At 48.2% G+C, this 18589-nt stretch carries 18 protein-coding genes and 1 pseudogene; 6 read left to right on the top strand and 13 right to left on the bottom strand.

The window, feature by feature from the left end:
* Positions 1 to 19 precede the first annotated feature (19 nt).
* The gene (locus ACEN86_RS03980; RefSeq protein WP_495633069.1) at positions 20 to 382 is read right to left on the bottom strand and encodes a hypothetical protein; all 363 of its coding nucleotides are present in this window, start codon (positions 380 to 382) and stop codon (positions 20 to 22) included.
* A gap of 91 nt (positions 383 to 473) precedes the next feature.
* Positions 474 to 1181, bottom strand: coding sequence for a DNA alkylation repair protein (locus tag ACEN86_RS03975; protein ID WP_495633068.1), 708 nt, complete (start codon positions 1179 to 1181; stop codon positions 474 to 476).
* 198 nt (positions 1182 to 1379) lie between these two features.
* On the opposite strand from ACEN86_RS03975, the gene ACEN86_RS03970 reads away from it, so the two are divergent.
* Positions 1380 to 1856 carry a GNAT family N-acetyltransferase gene (locus ACEN86_RS03970; protein WP_495633067.1) on the top strand — a complete coding sequence of 159 codons (477 nt, stop codon included), beginning with the start codon at positions 1380 to 1382 and terminating at the stop codon, positions 1854 to 1856.
* A gap of 60 nt (positions 1857 to 1916) precedes the next feature.
* Here the strand turns inward: ACEN86_RS03970 and ACEN86_RS03965 are convergent, their stop codons facing one another.
* Positions 1917 to 2627, bottom strand: coding sequence for an SDR family oxidoreductase (locus ACEN86_RS03965; protein ID WP_495633066.1), 711 nt, complete (start codon positions 2625 to 2627; stop codon positions 1917 to 1919).
* 54 nt (positions 2628 to 2681) lie between these two features.
* Positions 2682 to 3263: a TetR/AcrR family transcriptional regulator gene (locus ACEN86_RS03960; protein ID WP_495633065.1), complete on the bottom strand. Its 582-nt coding sequence runs from the start codon at positions 3261 to 3263 to the stop codon at positions 2682 to 2684.
* A gap of 193 nt (positions 3264 to 3456) precedes the next feature.
* Between ACEN86_RS03960 and ACEN86_RS03955 the strand changes: the two genes are divergently transcribed.
* Positions 3457 to 3816 carry a putative zinc-binding protein gene (locus ACEN86_RS03955; RefSeq protein ID WP_495633064.1) on the top strand — a complete coding sequence of 120 codons (360 nt, stop codon included), beginning with the start codon at positions 3457 to 3459 and terminating at the stop codon, positions 3814 to 3816.
* 186 nt (positions 3817 to 4002) lie between these two features.
* Here ACEN86_RS03955 and ACEN86_RS03950 read toward each other — a convergent pair whose 3' ends face one another.
* Positions 4003 to 4587, bottom strand: coding sequence for a DUF4256 domain-containing protein (locus ACEN86_RS03950; protein ID WP_495633063.1), 585 nt, complete (start codon positions 4585 to 4587; stop codon positions 4003 to 4005).
* 270 nt (positions 4588 to 4857) lie between these two features.
* On the opposite strand from ACEN86_RS03950, the gene ACEN86_RS03945 reads away from it, so the two are divergent.
* Complete coding sequence (locus ACEN86_RS03945) at positions 4858 to 5700, top strand: helix-turn-helix domain-containing protein (protein ID WP_495633062.1); 843 nt, start codon at positions 4858 to 4860, stop codon at positions 5698 to 5700.
* A gap of 19 nt (positions 5701 to 5719) precedes the next feature.
* Here the strand turns inward: ACEN86_RS03945 and arr are convergent, their stop codons facing one another.
* From arr to ACEN86_RS03930, 3 genes are all read right to left on the bottom strand, one after another.
* On the bottom strand, positions 5720 to 6136 hold the full coding sequence (gene arr / locus ACEN86_RS03940; protein ID WP_495633061.1) for an NAD(+)--rifampin ADP-ribosyltransferase: 417 nt from the start codon (positions 6134 to 6136) through the stop codon (positions 5720 to 5722).
* Positions 6137 to 6245: 109 nt separating this feature from the next.
* Positions 6246 to 6755 (bottom strand): DoxX family protein, encoded by a 510-nt coding sequence (locus ACEN86_RS03935; protein ID WP_495633060.1) that lies wholly within the window; start codon positions 6753 to 6755, stop codon positions 6246 to 6248.
* Positions 6756 to 7010: 255 nt separating this feature from the next.
* Positions 7011 to 7748, bottom strand: a complete 738-nt coding sequence (locus ACEN86_RS03930) for an SDR family oxidoreductase (protein ID WP_495633059.1) — start codon at positions 7746 to 7748, stop codon at positions 7011 to 7013.
* A 177-nt stretch (positions 7749 to 7925) separates the two neighbouring features.
* Here ACEN86_RS03930 and ACEN86_RS03925 point away from each other — a divergent pair, with 177 nt between their 5' ends.
* Positions 7926 to 8852, top strand: a complete 927-nt coding sequence (locus ACEN86_RS03925; protein WP_495633058.1) for an AraC family transcriptional regulator — start codon at positions 7926 to 7928, stop codon at positions 8850 to 8852.
* 149 nt (positions 8853 to 9001) lie between these two features.
* Here the strand turns inward: ACEN86_RS03925 and ACEN86_RS03920 are convergent, their stop codons facing one another.
* Positions 9002 to 10228 (bottom strand): RtcB family protein, encoded by a 1227-nt coding sequence (locus ACEN86_RS03920; protein ID WP_495633057.1) that lies wholly within the window; start codon positions 10226 to 10228, stop codon positions 9002 to 9004.
* 49 nt (positions 10229 to 10277) lie between these two features.
* Positions 10278 to 11392: pseudogene (locus ACEN86_RS03915) on the bottom strand (slipin family protein).
* A 627-nt stretch (positions 11393 to 12019) separates the two neighbouring features.
* Here ACEN86_RS03915 and ACEN86_RS03910 point away from each other — a divergent pair.
* Positions 12020 to 12574 carry an O-acetyl-ADP-ribose deacetylase gene (locus ACEN86_RS03910; protein WP_495633056.1) on the top strand — a complete coding sequence of 185 codons (555 nt, stop codon included), beginning with the start codon at positions 12020 to 12022 and terminating at the stop codon, positions 12572 to 12574.
* Between the two features lie 63 nt (positions 12575 to 12637).
* Here ACEN86_RS03910 and ACEN86_RS03905 read toward each other — a convergent pair whose 3' ends face one another.
* From ACEN86_RS03905 to ACEN86_RS03895, 3 genes are all read right to left on the bottom strand, one after another.
* Positions 12638 to 12997, bottom strand: a complete 360-nt coding sequence (locus ACEN86_RS03905; protein ID WP_495633055.1) for a DUF6463 family protein — start codon at positions 12995 to 12997, stop codon at positions 12638 to 12640.
* Between the two features lie 275 nt (positions 12998 to 13272).
* A complete protein-coding gene (locus tag ACEN86_RS03900; protein ID WP_495633054.1) occupies positions 13273 to 15567 on the bottom strand; it encodes a thiamine pyrophosphate-dependent enzyme in 2295 nt (764 codons plus the stop codon).
* Complete coding sequence (locus ACEN86_RS03895) at positions 15564 to 16586, bottom strand: 2-oxoacid:acceptor oxidoreductase family protein (RefSeq protein ID WP_495633053.1); 1023 nt, start codon at positions 16584 to 16586, stop codon at positions 15564 to 15566. Before ACEN86_RS03895 ends, ACEN86_RS03900 begins: the two co-directional genes overlap by 4 nt.
* 263 nt (positions 16587 to 16849) lie before the next feature.
* Between ACEN86_RS03895 and hcp the strand changes: the two genes are divergently transcribed.
* Positions 16850 to 18538: a hydroxylamine reductase gene (hcp, locus tag ACEN86_RS03890; RefSeq protein ID WP_495633052.1), complete on the top strand. Its 1689-nt coding sequence runs from the start codon at positions 16850 to 16852 to the stop codon at positions 18536 to 18538.
* Positions 18539 to 18589: the final 51 nt, after the last annotated feature.

Raw genomic sequence — 18589 nt, 5'->3', positions numbered from 1 at the left:
CCCTATTATGCTATCGTCTTTATGGCTTCCGCTTAGCAATAACTGCATAAGTTACAGTTCTTGTGAAATTAGTCGGATTCCATGCGGTGAAGAACCATCTGTCCTCGGCTGCGGAATAGTTGTCGAGAAGGAAGCCTTGATCATTTCCGGAGAAAATCCAGGAACCGCTGATCAGGTTGTAGCTGTTACCGTAAATTGTGGTGCTTCTGTAGCTATTTGGAGGGATAGTGACCGAAGAGAACGTGAAGCGTGCAAATCCATCTCCGAGCTGGGTTACACGGATGGCTTTTCTCAGATTAAAAGATACATGGCTGCGTTTTTTGAATTTTCTCCCGAGCTTTGCTTCCGCCTTTTTAATTCGCATCAAGGCTGCTTTTCTCAAAATAATCAACTCCTTAGTTGTTATACATTAGTTAATGAAGGAGCAGATACTTTGGAATGGACAAATCCGCCGGGAGATTGGCTGAATTATTTTAACATCTTACATACTTGCGTTTGAAACCAAGATGTCCCCTGGCTACCGCCTTTTGAATATTATCAGAAGCACTCAGGAACTTGCTCTTTCCCTTGTCTTGTCTGACTTCCACAGGTCCTACAGCCTGCGCGGTCTGCACAGCCAGATCATGAAGCGGTGAATAGGACGTGGCCACGGTGTATATGAAATTATTCATCGCGTACTTCGTCCGCTCAGGGGAATCTAGAATTTCCGCCTCCACCCTTTTTAACATATTAGCTATTTTGCTCTCGTCAAATTCACGATCCGGACGGCTCCCTAGCAGCCAGCAGTAGCAGCTCCAGCCTGCGGACATTCTCAGCTCCTCACCGCTTGCGATCCATTTATCGGCTACTTCCTGTGCAATCTCTGTCTCTGCCAATGTGACGGCAACCACATAATCGGACAGCATATAGAAGTAAGCCGCATCTATCCACCGGTCGAAGTCCGCTTCCGTCATTGCACCCGGGTCCGCAATTACACCGGCAAAATACATGGCGTCGTAGTTCCCCGTGGCGTAAAGCTGCTCAGCCAGAGGCTGATTCTTCTTGATCTGCTTGGCCATCGGCTTCATAGCCCCTGTAGCCACGCCAAATAGCGGCTCATGAGCGCCGTTCGATATGTATATCTTCTTGGTACGTTCCTTGCCGAGAGCTTCAAGCTCCTGCATGACCGTTTCTAAATTCATATTAATCCCTTCTTTCTAGGGGTTATTAGCTAAATTAATCACTCGCAGGGAAATACCATGCATGTATAATATTCTCCTTAACCCCTATACCTCCTCTTCCAAATTGACATTTGAAGAAGGCCGCCTTACAATAAGTCCTTAAATTTAAGTTATTGCAAACTATATAGTCTTGAACACACCTAGATGGGGATGAACTTCATGCTAATACGGGAAATCGAGGAAAAAGACAATCAAGCCATGGAACAGATCATTAAACGCTCCTTGGAATCTTTCGGACTGAACATTCCAGGAACGGCCTACTTTGACCCTCAGTTGGGCAGTCTGGCTGAGTACTATAAGCAGCAGCCTGGCTCCAAGTACTGGGTTATGGTTACAGATCAAGGGGAAATTGCAGGTGGCGTGGGCATTGGGCGCTTCGGACAGAACCCCGAAGTGTGCGAGCTGCAGAAGCTGTACCTGTCGCCCCAGGAACAGGGCAAAGGGCTGTCGAAAGAGCTGATGAAGACGGCCCTGGATTTTGCCGCCAAGCATTATAAGCATTGCTATCTCGAGACATTCGAGAAGCTGAAAGCCGCGAATTCTCTCTACCTCAAGTTCGGCTTCCGCCAGCTTGAACAAGGGCTTGAGGAATCCGAGCATAACGCCTGTGACGCTTGGTATATGAAAGACCTGTGAACAGAACAACGAGTACAAAGCTCATGGGCTTCGTACTCGTTGTTTTCGTATACGCAGCAGTTACCAAGGAAGCTGCTCTTGTTGGTGAAAGAACCCCCCTGTGGGCCCCTCTTCAGGAAGCGTTGCCAGCCATACGGCGCTCTCCGCTCCTTCATGGATTTCCATCGGCGCGCTTTCGCCGCCCATATCGGTCTTTACCCAGCCTGGGTGGCAGGCGTTCACCTTTATCCTGGTATTACGAAGGGCAAGCGATAGCTGCACCGTCCACGCATTTAACGCGGCTTTCGATGTCGTGTATGCGGGAACCGCTCTCTCGCCATACATCGGATTAGTGAGTATCGTCCCCAGAGATCCCAGAATACTGGACTGATTCACGATTCGACCGGCTGGACTTGCCTTCAGCAAAGGCAGAAGCGCCTCTGTCAGAGCTTGAGGACCGAAGAGATTAACCTCAAAGCTGGCACGCATAGACTCCATATAATTCTCCAGGTGATCCGTATAGACTCCTGCGTTGTTAACGAGAATGTCCAGCCTGCCAAATTCGGTCTCTATCCTTGTCGCAACTGCCTCAATATGAGTTCTATTCGTTACATCTAGCTCAACACCGTATGCTTCGATATTCTCCTCCTGTAATTTACCGGCGGCTGTATCCGCTGCGGTCTTACTGCGGGCACCGAGCAGTACGATAATGCCCATACGGCCCAATTGACGCCCAATTTCAAGTCCTATTCCCTTGTAAGCTCCAGTAATTAAAGCAACTTGCTTGGTCAAATGAATTCCCCCATTCATGTATTGTACCCATCAGTACATAACTATCAAAAAAAATTAGTCGAGCAGCTGGATGATTTGATGAATGGCCTGCTCGACTACAGAAAGGTCCGGACCAGATTTCATGGTTACGGCTAGGCCAACAGCCGCAATTCCAATGGCGTTAGCCAATGCTGGCGCATGAAGGTCAGGAGATAATTCGCCCTTATGTATTCCGTTCTCGATCGTCGATTGAATTAGCTCTGTTATCTTTTGCTGGTACTCCCGAGTGAACCGGGTGAACTGCTGGTGGTGCGGCGCAAGCTCAACAATCGTATTCACACACATACAGCCTAGCTCCGGCCTGCGCCCATCTGTGCTGTCAGCTATTCCCTGCAGATACAGGAGGATCGCCGATTTGGCTGAAGGTGCGCTTTGCAGCTTGTGGCGGATAAAGGTGAGACTGCGTTCGGCATAGAGCGATAACGCGGCTTGAAACAATGTTTCTTTACCGCCGAAGGCCCCGTACAGACTCGGCCGCTGAATTCCCATGGCTGTCGTCAAATCGCTGAGAGACGTTGCCTCATAGCCTTTTTCCCAAAACACCTGCATGGCAGCCGTTAATGCTTCTTGTTCATCAAATTCCCTTGGCCTTGCCATTATTCTTTGCCCCTTTTATGTACTGATCGGTATATAACGAGTGTATTTCATCCGCTCATCTCTGTCAATAGACCTTTGAATACAGGAAATAGAGAGAGTTAAAATAAACAAAAAGTGACCCCCCTCACTGTTCATTCGGTGCACTCGGGTTATGATGACCTAAAAAATTTACTTAGTGAGTGAGGGTGCCTTTATGAGAAAAAAAGATCTTCCTCTTGTCTATTCCTGTTCCGGATGTTCCTCAGCTGCACAGACTGCCAACATGATTGCAATTCGAATGGACCGCGATAACCTGGCCGAAATGTCCTGCATTGCCGGGGTCGGTGGAGATGTCAAACCCCTTGTCCGGACAGCAACGTCAGGACGTCCCATCATTGCCATCGATGGTTGCCCTTTGGCCTGCTGCAAGAGCTGCTTAGCCAGACATGACGTTGTGCCCCAGCATCACTTCGATTTATCTAAATTTGATGTACCCAAGCGATTAGGAGAGGACCCTGATCCAGACCAATTCCTGAGCGCATATCATAAGATCCTTGAACTAACCGCTCAGTGATCCGTATGGACTCAATTCCTGCAATGCCTGTTATACATTCAAGGCCCTTCCATAAGGAAGGGTCTTGGCTTGCCCGGAAATCCGGTTATTTCATGACTTTACTCCAGTTAGCGCCGAATAGGCAACGATAACTTGCATGATGTGCAGGCGCGTTGGTGGCCGCTTCATGCGGATGCCACAGTCTAATCAGACTCTGAGCGAGCCCCTGAATCCCCTAGCAGCATAATAGGATTCCGCCCCATTGTGATACACAAAGACCGTGTCATAGCGGCGGTCGCAGAAGATCGCTCCCCCGAGTTCTCTGATTCTGGAAGGTGTCTTCACCCAGCTCGATGTCTTCCTGTCGAAATTCCCCAGTTCCTGCAGCTCCCGGTATTGCTCCTCCGTTAGGAGTTCGATGCCCGTATCGGCAGCCATACCTACTGCGCTATTCTGTGGTTTGTGTTCCTTCCTAGACTCCAGTGCTTCATGGTCATAACACACACTTCGGCGTCCTTTAGGACTTTCTGCTGAACAGTCAACGAAAATATATTCACCCGTCTTCGGATCATAACCGGCCACGTCCGGTTCGCCTCCAGTTCTCTCCATTTCATTGAGCGACCACAGCTTATCCCTTCCCGCTTCTTCAAGCCTGGCTTGTACCTGGGCCCATTCCAGACCTGGATGAAGGTTCATGTTCTTCTCAAAACGGGACTTCAATATCCCAAGCAGTTCTTCGCTTTGTTCGGATGACAGCTCTTTTGTATTGCTGCTCTCGCTTTTCTCGGTCATTTTGCTTCCTCCTAACAGCTTGGATTCCAATCCTTGCTGTCTTATTTCATACTACATATACTCAGAAAGGTCTACTAACAATGTACAGTGTACTATCTATCCCCCACACCAAAAAGGGACGGAAATACGCTTCCTTCCCCATCAACTTCTCAAATTTCATTAAGTTTAGCTCAACTTACGGTTGAATATTATAAAAACTCAAATAAGAAGTTATTGTTCATTCCAAGCAGCTCCAATAGAATTGGATTACATAGAGGAGCGTGATATATATTGAGAGAACAATTAGCAAGAAACATAAGCCTATACCGCAAAGAAAAAGGACTTACACAAGAGGAACTTGCACAGCTACTTGGGCTTTCATTTCAAGCCGTATCCAAGTGGGAGAATGCCCAGACCATGCCTGATATTTCGCTACTTCCTTTACTATCAAAAGTCTTAGAAGTAAACATCGATAAACTTCTTGGGTATGTTTCGCAGAACCGACAAATAACAATATATGAGGAGGAATATAGAACACAAGATTATTATTGGGGGACTGAGCCTAATAGTGCATGTTATCAAGTCTTACAGCTTATGCCGCCAATAAAACACTTTAAATTACTAGATATCGGATGCGGCGAAGGGAAAGATTCAGTATTCTTTGCTCGAAATGGATATGATGTTACCGCATTTGATGTTTCAGATGCAGGTATTAAGAAAACAAGAAGTCTTGCAGATAAAGTTGGTGTTCATATTAATGTTTTTAAGGCAGACATTTTAGATTATCGTTTGGATACTTATTATGACATTATCTTTTCTAGCGGCGTGCTGCACTACATAAAACCGGAATATCGTAAAGACATATTTGATAATTATAAGCAATTTACAAACGAGAACGGCTTACATGTCTTTAATGTGTTTGTAAATAAGCCGTTCATTGATCCACCACCTGAGAAAGAGCCCAATGCCTATAAGTGGTACTCTGGTGAATTACTCAGCCATTATCACGACTGGCTAATTAATGATAGTTCGGAAATTGTGTTCGATTGCAATTCGTCAGGTATAGCTCACAAGCATGCCATGACCAAGGTGATTGCCCAAAAGATAACCAACGAACATTTCGATTCAGTTTAAATTCCCAGAGCATTCAGAATCAATCATATATCACAAATTCCCCTTCTTCATGCAGCTTATTGATCGATGTAATCATATGATTAATCTGTTCATCGGAATGCCTTTCCCATGAACCTAGTTCAGCTACAACTTTGAGTGGGGATTTAGACCTGTAAGAGCGAGTTGGGTTCCCTGGAAACTTCTTGTCCGTAACATTCGGGTCATTTTCAAATTCACCTTGGGGTTCTACAATATATATTCTTTCCTTTGAGTCGGACTTTGCTAATTCAGCACCCCACTTAGCAGCCTCTAAGGTTGCAGTAAAGTATATGTGATTGGATTTTTTATCTTGGTAATTTGACAGATATTGAGGTTCTAACAAATCTCCAATTTTCAGTTCTGCTTTAGTCCCATGAAAAAAAGGGCCACGATCTAAGACGTCATTGTTGGAATCCATACAGGTACACCTCTTTCAATGTGATATACAACAATATAGGGTATGAATTCCAAAAATGGTAGTCTGTAAATAATTTGCTTATCGTATTATAATTAAAGTAGAAGCTCCCTCAATTTGGCGACATTTGCTCAATACCGCCTCTTTTATTTGCCAACCTCCCGAGCCACGGTAGGAACCAGCGATCCAACCCGATTTTCCCGGCATTCCATCCCGCCACTAGAATGAACATTCCCAGTATAACCATTTGCGGATTCGTACTTGTCGTCCCTGATAGCAGATAAGCGAAATTCATAGTTAGCCCCATGAGTATGGAGAATGACGTAAAAATCCTAAAGATTAAACCCAGACCTACCAGAAATTCTCCCCACGGAACTAGTACGTTAAAGAAATCTACATAAGGCAATGCGACCTCTCTCACAAAGGTTCCCCACCACGGTTGAACTACCGGATGTTCTCCAGTTGTTTTTGCAGCAGCCCCATTCAGAAAGCCGCTAGCATCAAATTTTCCACCCGAAATTTTTTTCCACCCTGCACTCACCCAAAGCCATCCAAGATACACCCTAAGGACAGTCAGAAGCAGGGATACATAGCGGTTTTCCCTTAAAAAATTTAAAAACACGATTATACCTCCTTAATAATCAATATATTAAATGATAACGATTATCATTATCATATTGATTCCAGAGATTAGCAATAAGGAAATGGTAACGAATTTCCCCTTCGTTCTAGTCAAATATTCTTAATTTTATGAGAGTCTTTGTTCAGCAAAAATGAAATAAGCCGATCGATAATTAGAAATGATTCCTGATTATCGATCGGCTGTCATTGTGTTCACCTGTGTCCCTGTATGATAGATTACTCCCTTTTACCCTATTTAATTGAACCCGCCGTTTACGCGAATCGTCTGTCCCGTTATCCAACGGGCGTTGTCACTGACCAGCAGCTCGATTACATTCGCAATATCTTCAGGTTCGCCCAGCCGACCAAATGCGTTCATTCGGCGGTACGTATCGATCAATTCCTCTGACTTGCCATCCAAAAATAACTCCGTCGACACTTGTCCCGGCGCCACGCAATTGATGATAATATCCCTGGGGCCGAATTCCTTCGCCAATTGGCGTGTGATCTGCTCGATCGCGCCCTTCGTCGCGGCATATACGCTATATGTCGGGAGCATTGCACCCAAGACACACGTCGAGAAGTTAATGATTGTTCCGCCTTGTTCCATATGCTTCATCGCTTGTTGGCAAGCGAAATAAGTCCCCTTCACGTTGACCGCAAAATGCCGATCAAACACCTCTTCCGTTACGTCCGGGAGGGCCATACATTCCATAATTCCGGCGTTATTGACCAGTATATCTACGCGTCCAAATCGCTCAATCGTCTCCGAGAACAAAGCCTCAACTTCGTTCACCTTACTCACATCAGCCCGAATCGCAGTGGCTTCGGCACCAGATTGCTCAATTGTGCTTACAACTTCATTCGCTTTCTCGGGGCTCGAGGAATAATTGACAACCACTTTCGCTCCCGACTTCGCTAATTGGATGGCGATTTGCCGTCCGATCCCCCTCGATGCGCCAGTAACAATCGCTACTTTTCCATTCAATTTCATATTTGTTCTCTCCTTTTATTTGTTTTGGCTGTATGTTAGTTCGTTACGTGCGACTTTACATTCTCATTATAGTAAAATATTACATTGACCTGGTAGAACATAACTGTTCGATCCTTGCCTAATTCTCTTCACTATTACTTTATATAAACTACATTTACATGAAAGGAGACTCGCCAAATGGATGGAACTCAGCATATGGATGAAGCCTTGAAGCAATTGGCACTCTTGATTCATAACCATGCCCCATCGAACGGTACGCATCCGACAGCCGTACCTTCCTTAACGCTGATGCATGCCACTCAGTTAACAGAGCCGCTGGAATCCGTATATAAGCCCTCTATTTGCGTCGTAGCCCAAGGGGCAAAGACAGCGACACTGGCGAATGAAACCTATCGATATGATCCATCGACCTATCTGGTCACTTCCGTCGAGCTGCCGATCATGGGTAGAATTATCGAAGCCTCGCCCGAACTTCCTTATTTAAGCCTAAAGCTGAGCTTCGATGCCGACGTCATCCTGGACATCGTAAGTAACATGAGCTTCCCTCCTACGGTTCCCTCGCATACCAGTCGTGGCATAACAGTGAACCGAACGTCTCTTACATTACTCGAAGCCATTGTAAGGCTTATGCAGCTGCTGGATGATCCCGAGGACGCTCCGATCCTGGCACCACTCATCATTCGGGAAATTTTATACCGGGTGCTGCAAGGTGAACAAGGCGCAGACATCCGCCAATTCGCGATGATCGGCAACCATGCGCACAATATCGCTGAAGCGATCAAGATAATTAATCGGCAATATGATCGTCCGCTCATGATTGAGCAGCTTGCAAAGTCTCTCAACATGAGCACGTCGGCGTTTCATAAACATTTCAAACGCGTTACAGCAATGAGCCCACTGCAATACCAGAAAACGGTCCGCTTGCAGGAAGCCCGGCGCTTATTGCTGACGGAAACCGTGCAAGTCTCCGATGCCGCATTCCGTGTAGGCTATGAGAGCCCTTCCCAGTTCAGCAGGGAATATGCTCGTATGTATGGAAGCCCCCCAATGCTTGATGTACAGAAGATTCGTGGTTCCAGCGCGGGCTCCGATATGCTAATGTAATCTTTTGCCCAGTAACTATCCTTCACATCGGTGAAAATAGCGGGCTCGCCCGATGGGTATATTCGTAGCTGCAACTGTTTCAGTTAAATAGTCCAGTGTTCCAAAAAAATAAAGGAATTGCCATAAACGGCAATCCCTTTAAAATGGATTCAATCCTTATACGGATCCAACTCATCTGCTCCAGCCATGCAGACCCCAATTGGTTTCAGCACGTGCATGACCTTGATGGTTTCCGCATGAGCATCCAATACATCTTGAAGCTTGCGGTAAACAAAAGGACTCTCATCCGTACCTGCACCGCGCAATTCTACACCGAAATCACGAACAGCCTCCATCATCTGTTCCATGCTGATTTGGCCCCCGCTGCGGGTACGGGTTTTCCAGTTCATTTTGCCTGCCGCCTGGGTACGGCTCATGATTCTCCCCGCTCCATGAACGGTACTGTAATAAGAATCCCTATTCTCCATGCTATCCTTCCCTTTTACGATAACGGAGATATCCCCCATACTCCCGCCGATAAATCCAACCTGATCGGGTGCGGATGGCGTCGCTCCTTTACGGACAACGACGACTTCCTTCCCGCCATGCTTCTCTTTCCAAGCATAGTTATGATGGTTATGCACTTCAAATTCCGCTTCCGTTCCCAGAATGGCCAATACTTGCTGTATCACATAATCCCTGCCGGCATAGGCATAACGTCCAGCGAGCTTCATGGCTCTGTAATACATATCCCCTAGCTCACTGCTCAAATCAAGAAGTACTGGTGGCTGGTCCATCTTCTCACCAGGAGCGCTCGCGAGAAACTCTCTTCCGGCAGCAAGGTTAAGAAAACCGCTTGCCGTCTTATGCCCGAAGCCACGGCTTCCAAAATGATTCGCGATCCACAAACGCCCGGTTCCTGCTTCTTCGAACAAATCCACGAAGTGGTTACCGCTGCCTACAGTGCCAAGCTGACTTTGCGCCAATGCTTTCAACTTATCATGCTCTTGTCTGCCTATCGCCTTGTAGACAGCCCAATCCGAATCATCGAAGAGGTCATGATCAACCTTATCATTGTTGACACGACCTACTCCAAAGGAGATTTTACGTGCGATCTCATCCATAATCATCTTCAATCTGGGCTTAATGTCTTCAGCAAGTAAGCTGGTTCGCACAGCCTTGTTGCCACAAGCGATATCATAGCCAACGCCAGAGGGAGAGATTTGCCCGTCGTAGACCACAACTCCGCCGATCGGTTGACTGTATCCTTTATGATGGTCTGCCATAAGTAGCATCTGAACCACATTTCCGTTTTCCGCGCACATTTTCGCCTGATCAAGCGCCCCGCTATCCGGGTTGCCCCAGACACGTACGCCGTCTATATTTTGATAAGCCACTGAATTTCAACTCCTACATAAATAATTTTAAAGACCAGTTTTGTACTTACTAATTGCCTGTTGCCCTATTCTCACCAAGGAGAGAGCTCAACCGTTCGAGTAGATCTCCACCGCCCGTAAGAGAGATGGATCCGATTTTCTCGCATATTTTCTCAAGGAATTCAAGCTCTTTCAGACGGAACAACGTCTGGTTCTCGTCCATCAGCTTCGCCGTATTAAGCAGACTTCGAGTCGAGGCCGTTTCTTCCCGGCGGGTGATCAGGTTCGCTTGGGCCTTCTTCTCCGCAAGCAGGACGGTGTTGAGAATATCCTTCATCTCTCCAGGTAAAATGACATCTTTAATCCCGGCACTCAAAAACTGTACTCCGTACTCCTCGCTTTTCTCACGCAAGCGGGACAGTATGAACGAAGCAGCATCTTCTTTCCGTTTCAAGAGTTCATCCAGCTTAAGAGTTCCAACATATTCTCGCAGCATGAGCTGAAGCTGGATATGAATTTGCTCGTCGAATGACTTCATTTCCAAGGCACGAAGAGGCTGTACGATCTTGTATTGGCAGACGAAGTTCAACCGCAGCGTCACCTTATCTTCTGTCATGATCTCCTGACCGATGAGATCCATCTGCTGCTGTCTCAAGTCAATCTTTTTGACCATTACCGAAACTGGCCCTCCCCAGAAGCAATACTTTCCGGGAGCAAGCTCTCGCTGCAGAACTTGATCATAGAACAAAAACCCAGATTCATAACTCGCAATTTCATAGGACTGCGTATAGGCCGACAGCTTTGACAAAATCGAACGATCTACCTCAGCCGGCAATTCTGGCTGTCTGACATCCGTATGTAAAAACGTATGTTGCTTGAGTATGTTCCAGTAGGCGTAGACACCAGGCTTCAGCAGCTGTACGAATTGGCCGTCCTCGTAGTGCAGCACGTATTCATGATCCGGTACCCGCACAATATCGAGCTCTTGCACGAGTTCATTTCGTGAAGGAACAACTGCAGATCTTTTCCCTCCACCTTGAAGGGTTTCGCTATATTTAACACGACAACGGTATTTTGTGACCATGAGAGAAAGTTATAGGTCCCTGGAATAAGCTTTTTTACATAACTTCCTTTATGAAACAGCAAACCGCGCTGGTCAGCTTGAATGGTTACTTTAGTGAACATGTTGTTGCCTCCCTTATTAGTTCGACCACCGGATATAGAATCCCCCCGCAGTTCCGGCGGAATCGCGCTTTAGATAAGCGATCATCCAGTGATTGTTGAAGGAATCCGAACTCGATGGCTGACCCTACTTCAGCAGCCTCTCTTCCTCTTCTATCCCATACAAACACCTGGAATTTTGCATTATCGGTATCCACGGATTGCAGAGCCTTATCTGCAGTGCGCTTGAAATAGCCGCCGGGGATTCTATTCTTATGGTCTTGTTCAGTCTTCGCTCGAGTGAAAATCGAGTATTCTACCAGAATCGCTCCCTAGGCGATTGGGGAATCGAACCCCAAATAGTGGATTCTTACCGATCCGATTGCACAGGATACCACAGCATACATGCCTGGCACTGCGGGATAATGAATATCCCCGCCTCGTTACCATCGTCCGAATAAGAACCGTAGGTCTTACAGGTTCTATATTCGCTCATTTCGACCTACACGAACATGGCGAAAGTATTACGAACCAGTTCAAAGTTATCCATTTCATCAAATCCATCCTCTAATACAATGACGGGTTCGGGTATTCTGGGGTAATTATCTAAAAAGGCGTATGTTGGAATCCTTTCGATCTAGGAGGCGTATAATGAGAGATTTTCTAAAGGTTAACCAGACGAGCATTTCTTTGATCAAGGGTGATATTACGAAGATAACGGCCGACGTCATCGTCAACGCTGCGAATTCAAGCTTGCTGGGAGGCGGGGGCGTGGATGGCGCTATTCACCAGGCCGGGGGTCGAAGCATACTCGAAGAATGCCTGCGGATTAGGGAGCGGCAAGGAGGCTGCGCGGTCAGCGAGGCTGTTATTACTACGGCTGGGAACCTGCCGGCACGTCATGTCATCCACACGGTGGGTCCTGTATGGAATGGTGGGAACCAAGGCGAAGCCAGTTTACTTGCAGACTGCTATCGTAACTCCCTAGGCCTTGCATTGGAGTATAAAGCCAAAAGCATTGCTTTTCCGAATATCAGTACAGGGATCTACCGGTTCCCCAAACAGCTTGCAGCTGAGACTGCACTGGAAGCGGTCATTGATTATTTGAACTCGGTTAATGACCCGACAGGAACGCTCGAACAGGTTTATTTTGTCTGCTATGATGATGAGAATTTGGATATTTACCGTAACATGCATCCTCTTTAAAATCCCTTATTAAGCGACTTATACACGAAGACCCTATCATTGCTGAAAGGGTCTTTGTATTAATTAATTAATCCACCCATACCCTGCCGCAACAAAGACTAGAGAGCCGATGAGAGCTAACCAGAATGGTGATTTGGGAAGCGCTAAGACTCCGATAAGCGAAATAATAAGCAGATAATAACCCATTATCAAAAATAGACCTCTATCTCCTGCAATAGCCAAATGAAGTGAGGTATGTCCACACATAATAAGCAAGGGACCAAATATAGTGAACCAAAATGCTGATCGCCGCGATTCATTTGACTTAAATTTATTTATAAACCCCTCACTAAATACTTCTGAGAAAGGTACTCTAAACCAGACTAACCCATAAAGAAAATGACCAATTCCTAAGGCCAACAAGATCCATGCTGCTGCTACCATACTAACACTCCTTTTTTATCTTTGAATGTTTGTAAAATTACACGACTTATCATCCTTTATTACGATTTCGTAGTAATTATATTGTATTTTGATTTTACTACGATTTCGTACAATTTGGCAAGGGCAAAGAAATCGTCATGTGTATATGCAAGTTGGACAAGAAAAGCTTTTTCTCAAGAATTTCAAATTGCTTTAGAAAACAAAAAAGACACGGAAGAATAACTCCGTGTCTTTAGAATACAACTCTCCCGCTTCGCTGGATTAAGAATTCTCTCCTACAGCAGCGGATTCTCGTGCTTCGCTTTCAGAATAGACCAGCGCCGCTGCACTTCGCGCTCGAATTCGCCAAGCATTTCTTTGTTCTCTTCCTTGAGCAGGTGTCTTGATTTGCCCATATATTTCAGCCAGTCGCCGAGCGGCACCCTCTTGTTCTTTTCTTCCGGATCGTACGTAATGTTCGTCTCTCCCTGCTCCACTTCATACAGCGGGAAGAAGCAGGAATTCACGGCTGCGCGTACGATGTTCTCGCCTTCTTTGTCGTCGGACTTCCAGTTCAGTGGGCATGTGATCAGCAGCTTGCCGTAGACGGTACCTACATTCTGGGCGTACCACTGTGCTTTGGCCGCCTTTTTCACAAGATCCTGCGGGAAGGCTTCCGTTCCCGTGAATACATAAGGAACATGCGCTGCCGCCATCATTTGCACAGTATCTTTGTGATGGAACGTCTTGCCCTGCTGCTTCTTCCCGACGCCTGATGTGCTCGTCATATGTCCTAAAGGCGTGGAGTACGAAAGCTGTGCCCCGGTGTTCATGTAGCCTTCATTATCGTATTCAAGGATGATCATATTATGGCCCCGCAGCGCCGTCCCGATGGCTGATCCCATCCCGATGTCCATGCCGCCGTCGCCGGTCACCATGACAAAGGTAAAGTCCTCGGGAACCTCGATCTCCCCGCGGCGTTTCCGCTCAAGGAACGCCTCTACTGTACCGGATAATGTAGCCGGCCCGTTCTGGAACAGGTTATGAATGAAGCTCTGCTTATGCGAGTTATACGGATAACCTGTAGTGGTGATATAGGCGCAGCCGGTATGGAATAGAGTCACGATATTACCCTCGATTCCTTTGAAGAAAAGCTCCAGCCCCGGGAAAATCCCGCAGCCTGGGCAGGCTCCATGACCCGAAGCGAGGCGCTTCGGCTTGGCGGCAAGCGCACGCATCGGTGGTACTTTCACCGCCAGCTTGCCTGTCGCCTCATCCACCTTGACGGTGATCAGGCCGGATTTGAAGCTGTCCCCGTTCATCGGCACCATAACTGGCTGCAGCTTGTGCGCTTCATTGCCCGGCGTCTGCCCGTAATAATCGAACGGCACCTTGGCATAGCCAAGTTCCATGGCCTCCAGCGTCAAGGCAAAAAAGGCTTCCGCGTCATCCGCGTAATAATCTTTCCCGCCAAGACCAAATATGCGGGAAAGCACAATCGGCTGCGGGCCGCGGATCTCCTGCAGGGCCGATTTGACCTCATGGGTCAAATTGGCTCCGTTCGCGCCGTAAGAGTCGGCGCGTTCGCCGATCAGCAGCGCTTTGACGCCTGTCAGCGCCTCGCGGATTTCCCGTGCCGGGAACGGCCGGATAATATTCGGGCTGATCACGCCCGCTTTGATTCCTTGTGCCCGCAGGCGGTCCACTACATCCTTGGAGGATTCAGCTGCGGAATTAAGCAGGAACAAAGCCACCTCCGCGTCTTCCATACGGTACAGATCCAGCGGTGAATAGGATCTTCCCGACAAACCCGCGTATTGCTCCGCCACTTCCTTGAACACCTCGCCCGCGCGGTACATGGCTTCCGACTGCTGGAAGTGGTTGTTCATAAGGTCGTCGCCGTTCATATAAGCCCCAACGACGATTGGATTGTTCTCGTCCAGCACGTGCGGGAATTCAGGCTGTTCCCCTACGAACTCCTGAACGGTATCCCGGTCCGTAAATATTTGCACCCGGCGCTTCTGGTGCGAGGTGAAGAAGCCGTCATAAGCCACGATGACCGGCAGACGTACGTCCTCATGTTCGGCGATACGCAGCGCCATAATATTCATGTCGTACACGGCCTGCGGCGAGCGGGCGGTCAGAATCACCCAGCCGGTGTTCAGTCCGTAGTACAGATCTGAATGGTCGCCGCGGATATCCAGCGGTCCGCTGACCGCCCGCGTTACCAAGTTCATGACCATGGGGAAGCGAGTACCTGCCTGCACGGGGAGCTGTTCGATCATATACAAGAATCCGTTCGCGCTAGTGGCGTTGAATACCCGCGCGCCGGCTGCGGCTGCGCCGTAGCAGATCCCTGCCGAGCCGTGTTCACCGTCGGCCGGAATCAGCTTGATGTCATGTTCGCCGCGCGTACGCATCATATCAAGATATTGGGCAATCTCCGTAGACGGTGTAATTGGAAAATACCCCATGATGTGATAGTTAATCTGGGCGGCCGCCATGGCAGCCATTTCGTTGCCCGATTCGAAGACAGCCGTCTGAGCGGCAGGGACCTTGTGCTCGGTTAAGTCTTTGGTTTGTAAGGTCATGATCTGACTCCCTCCACAGTTAGATAGGGGAAGACTTGCGGCACACGGTTCTGCTCCGCGTACTGCGGCTCTTCCAGCATGGCGGCCAAAGCGGTAGTCGGGCAGGCCTCCACACACTTCAGGCAGCCTTTGCAGTACTGGTAATCAATGCCCTTCATGAACATTTGCAGGTTGCCGCGCTTATCCGGCCTCTGCTCCCATACAATGCAGAAGTCCGGACATACCGTATCACATGCGGCACAGTTGATGCAGTCCTCCATCTTGTATTCCGGCAAATACCCCTGCCGGGAGCCGCTAAGATCCTTCAGCACGCTGTTAGCCGTAACGTTCAGAACACCGCCGAGCTCCTGTGTTTCATATCCGAGAACCGGCTGTATTCTTGTGAAAGCTGTCTGGTTCATAAGCCCAGTGCCATCTCCTATGGTGAGGAACTGGACTTCATTATACCCTCTGTCAAAAGTCCGCAGGTTCGGTTCCACGAGATGAGGCAGCTTTTTCTCAAAAGTCTTACGGATCACCCGCCGCATGTCGTCAGGGTCAAGGAAGCTGCAGATCCGGAACAAGGCGCCCAGCATCGCTGTATTGACTTTGGTCTTCTCCTCAACGGCAATTCGCAGCGCATCAATCGCGGCCAGCGTTCCCTGCGTCATGTTCAGGTCCGCGGCCACTTCGGCAAGATTTCGCGCTGTATTCACAAGCACCGTCCCATCAGACCGTAAACCGCTTATCACATCTATTGTCTTATATAACGCTTCATGAAATACGCCGACCACATGCGGCTGCTCAATAGGGCTGTGATCGCGAATTTCCACTTGGGGGTCGCAGAATCTTACGAAGCTTTTAACAGGCGACCCTTTTTTCTCGGAACCATAGCTGGAGAAGTTGGAACCATTAAGTCCAGCGCCGGTTACCCCGGCTTCGGCCAGCATTTTACCAGCCAGATTGGCACCAAGTCCACCGATGGATTCAAGACGGATCTCGTAGAATCCCAGTTCATTTTTGTGAGGCAAAATCGACACGTGCTCTCCCTCATTTCTTCGTGTTCTATATGGAATGAACTAAGCAGTTACGCTTCTATAGTTCAATACATAAAGGGTCAATAGCTTCAGTTTAAAAGAAGAATCCTACCAAGTTAGTGATTTGTATCACAGATTGAGTTGCAGTGATCTTAATCACTAAATCGACTTTTGCGGCAGGGTATACTTCAGTCTGACAGTCCATTGCAAGCCGAATTTATGACGACTTTTAACAATAAAGAAACACGATATTGGGAGGAATAATAATGAATAACAACACGGCAGAAATGTCCCTTAACCATCAACCATCCATGTTCTGTTTTCAATGCCAGGAGGCATCCAAAGGAACAGGCTGCACCATTATAGGGGTATGCGGCAAGCCGCATGACGTGGCGAACTTACAGGATTTGCTCATTTATTTGCTAAAAGGGATCTCTTGGCTCAGTCTGGACGTCCGGCTGCCCGAAGTACTGGAACAGCGGGTATCGCTATTCATCATGGACTCCTTGTTCGCAACCATAACGAATGCCAACTTTGACCGCGAGGTTTTTGTGGGGAAAACCCGGGATGCCATTGCGCTCCGCAGCGAAGTGCGCGCTTATTACGATGAACAATATCCTGAAGGAACCGTCAATCTACCGGATGCTGCTGTCTGGGAAGCGGATAAAGAAGCCGATTTTGATGTAAAAGCACGTACCGTTGGCGTTCTCTCCACCCGTAACGAAGACGTGCGCTCGTTGCGCGAATTGATCATTTACGGCCTCAAGGGGATGGCTGCTTACACGTACCATGCGCTGCATCTGGAGAAGGACGATGGCGAGCTGAACCGGTTCATGCGCCGGGCACTTGCAGCTACGCTGGACGACAGCCTTGAAGTGCAGGATCTGATCGCTCTGACGATGGAGACTGGCAAGTACGGCGTAGACGCCATGGCGATGCTAGACAATGCCAACACTTCCGCTTACGGAAATCCGGAAATTACGAAGGTCAATATCGGAGTTGGGAACCGGCCCGGCATTCTCATCAGCGGTCATGACCTCAAGGATATGGAAGAGCTGCTGAAGCAGACGGAAGGAACTGGCGTGGATGTGTATACGCACAGTGAGATGCTGCCTGCCCACTATTATCCGGCATTCAAGAAGTATGAGCATTTCGTAGGCAATTACGGCAATGCCTGGTGGAAGCAGAATAGTGAATTCGAAGCCTTTAACGGACCGATTCTGATGACGACCAACTGTATTGTTCCGCCGAAGGACAGTTATAAAGATCGGATTTATACGACAGGTAACACCGGCTTCCCGGGCGTCCGCCATATCCCTGAGGGAGAGAACGGCGCTGCCAAGGACTTCTCCGCACTGATCGAGCAGGCGCTAGGGTGCCCAGCTCCTACGGAGATTGAGACTGGCGAGATCATCGGCGGCTTCGCTCATGCCGCAGTGATGAACGTAGCCGATCAAGTCGTCGATGCCGTGAAAACCGGTGCCATCCGCCGCTTCTTCGTCATGGCCGGCTGCGACGGGCGGATGAAATCCCGCAACTATTACACCGACTTTGCAGCCCAGCTTCCACAGGATACCGTCATCATGACGGCAGGCTGTGCCAAGTACAAATACAATAAGCTGGAGCTCGGTGACATCGGCGGAATCCCGCGCGTTCTGGACGCCGGACAATGCAATGATTCTTACTCTCTGGTCGTTATCGCCCTGAAGCTGAAGGAAGTATTCGGCCTTGAAGATATCAACGAACTGCCGATTTCCTATAACATTGCCTGGTACGAGCAAAAAGCAGTGATCGTGCTGCTCGTCCTGCTCTATCTCGGCGTCAAGAATATTCATCTTGGCCCAACGCTTCCTGCCTTCCTGTCGCCTAACGTTGCCAAAGTTCTCGTCGAGAACTTCGGGATCGGCGGCATTACCAATGTGGAAGATGACATGAAGATGTTCTTGGGGGCATGATTACGTCACTCGCATAAGGAAATTGCATAGGTCGGGGAGTAGGCTGTCGGG

The sequence above is a fragment of the Paenibacillus sp. Paensp111 genome, from assembly GCF_059492195.1.
This window is presented reverse-complemented; position numbering and strand designations above follow the sequence as displayed.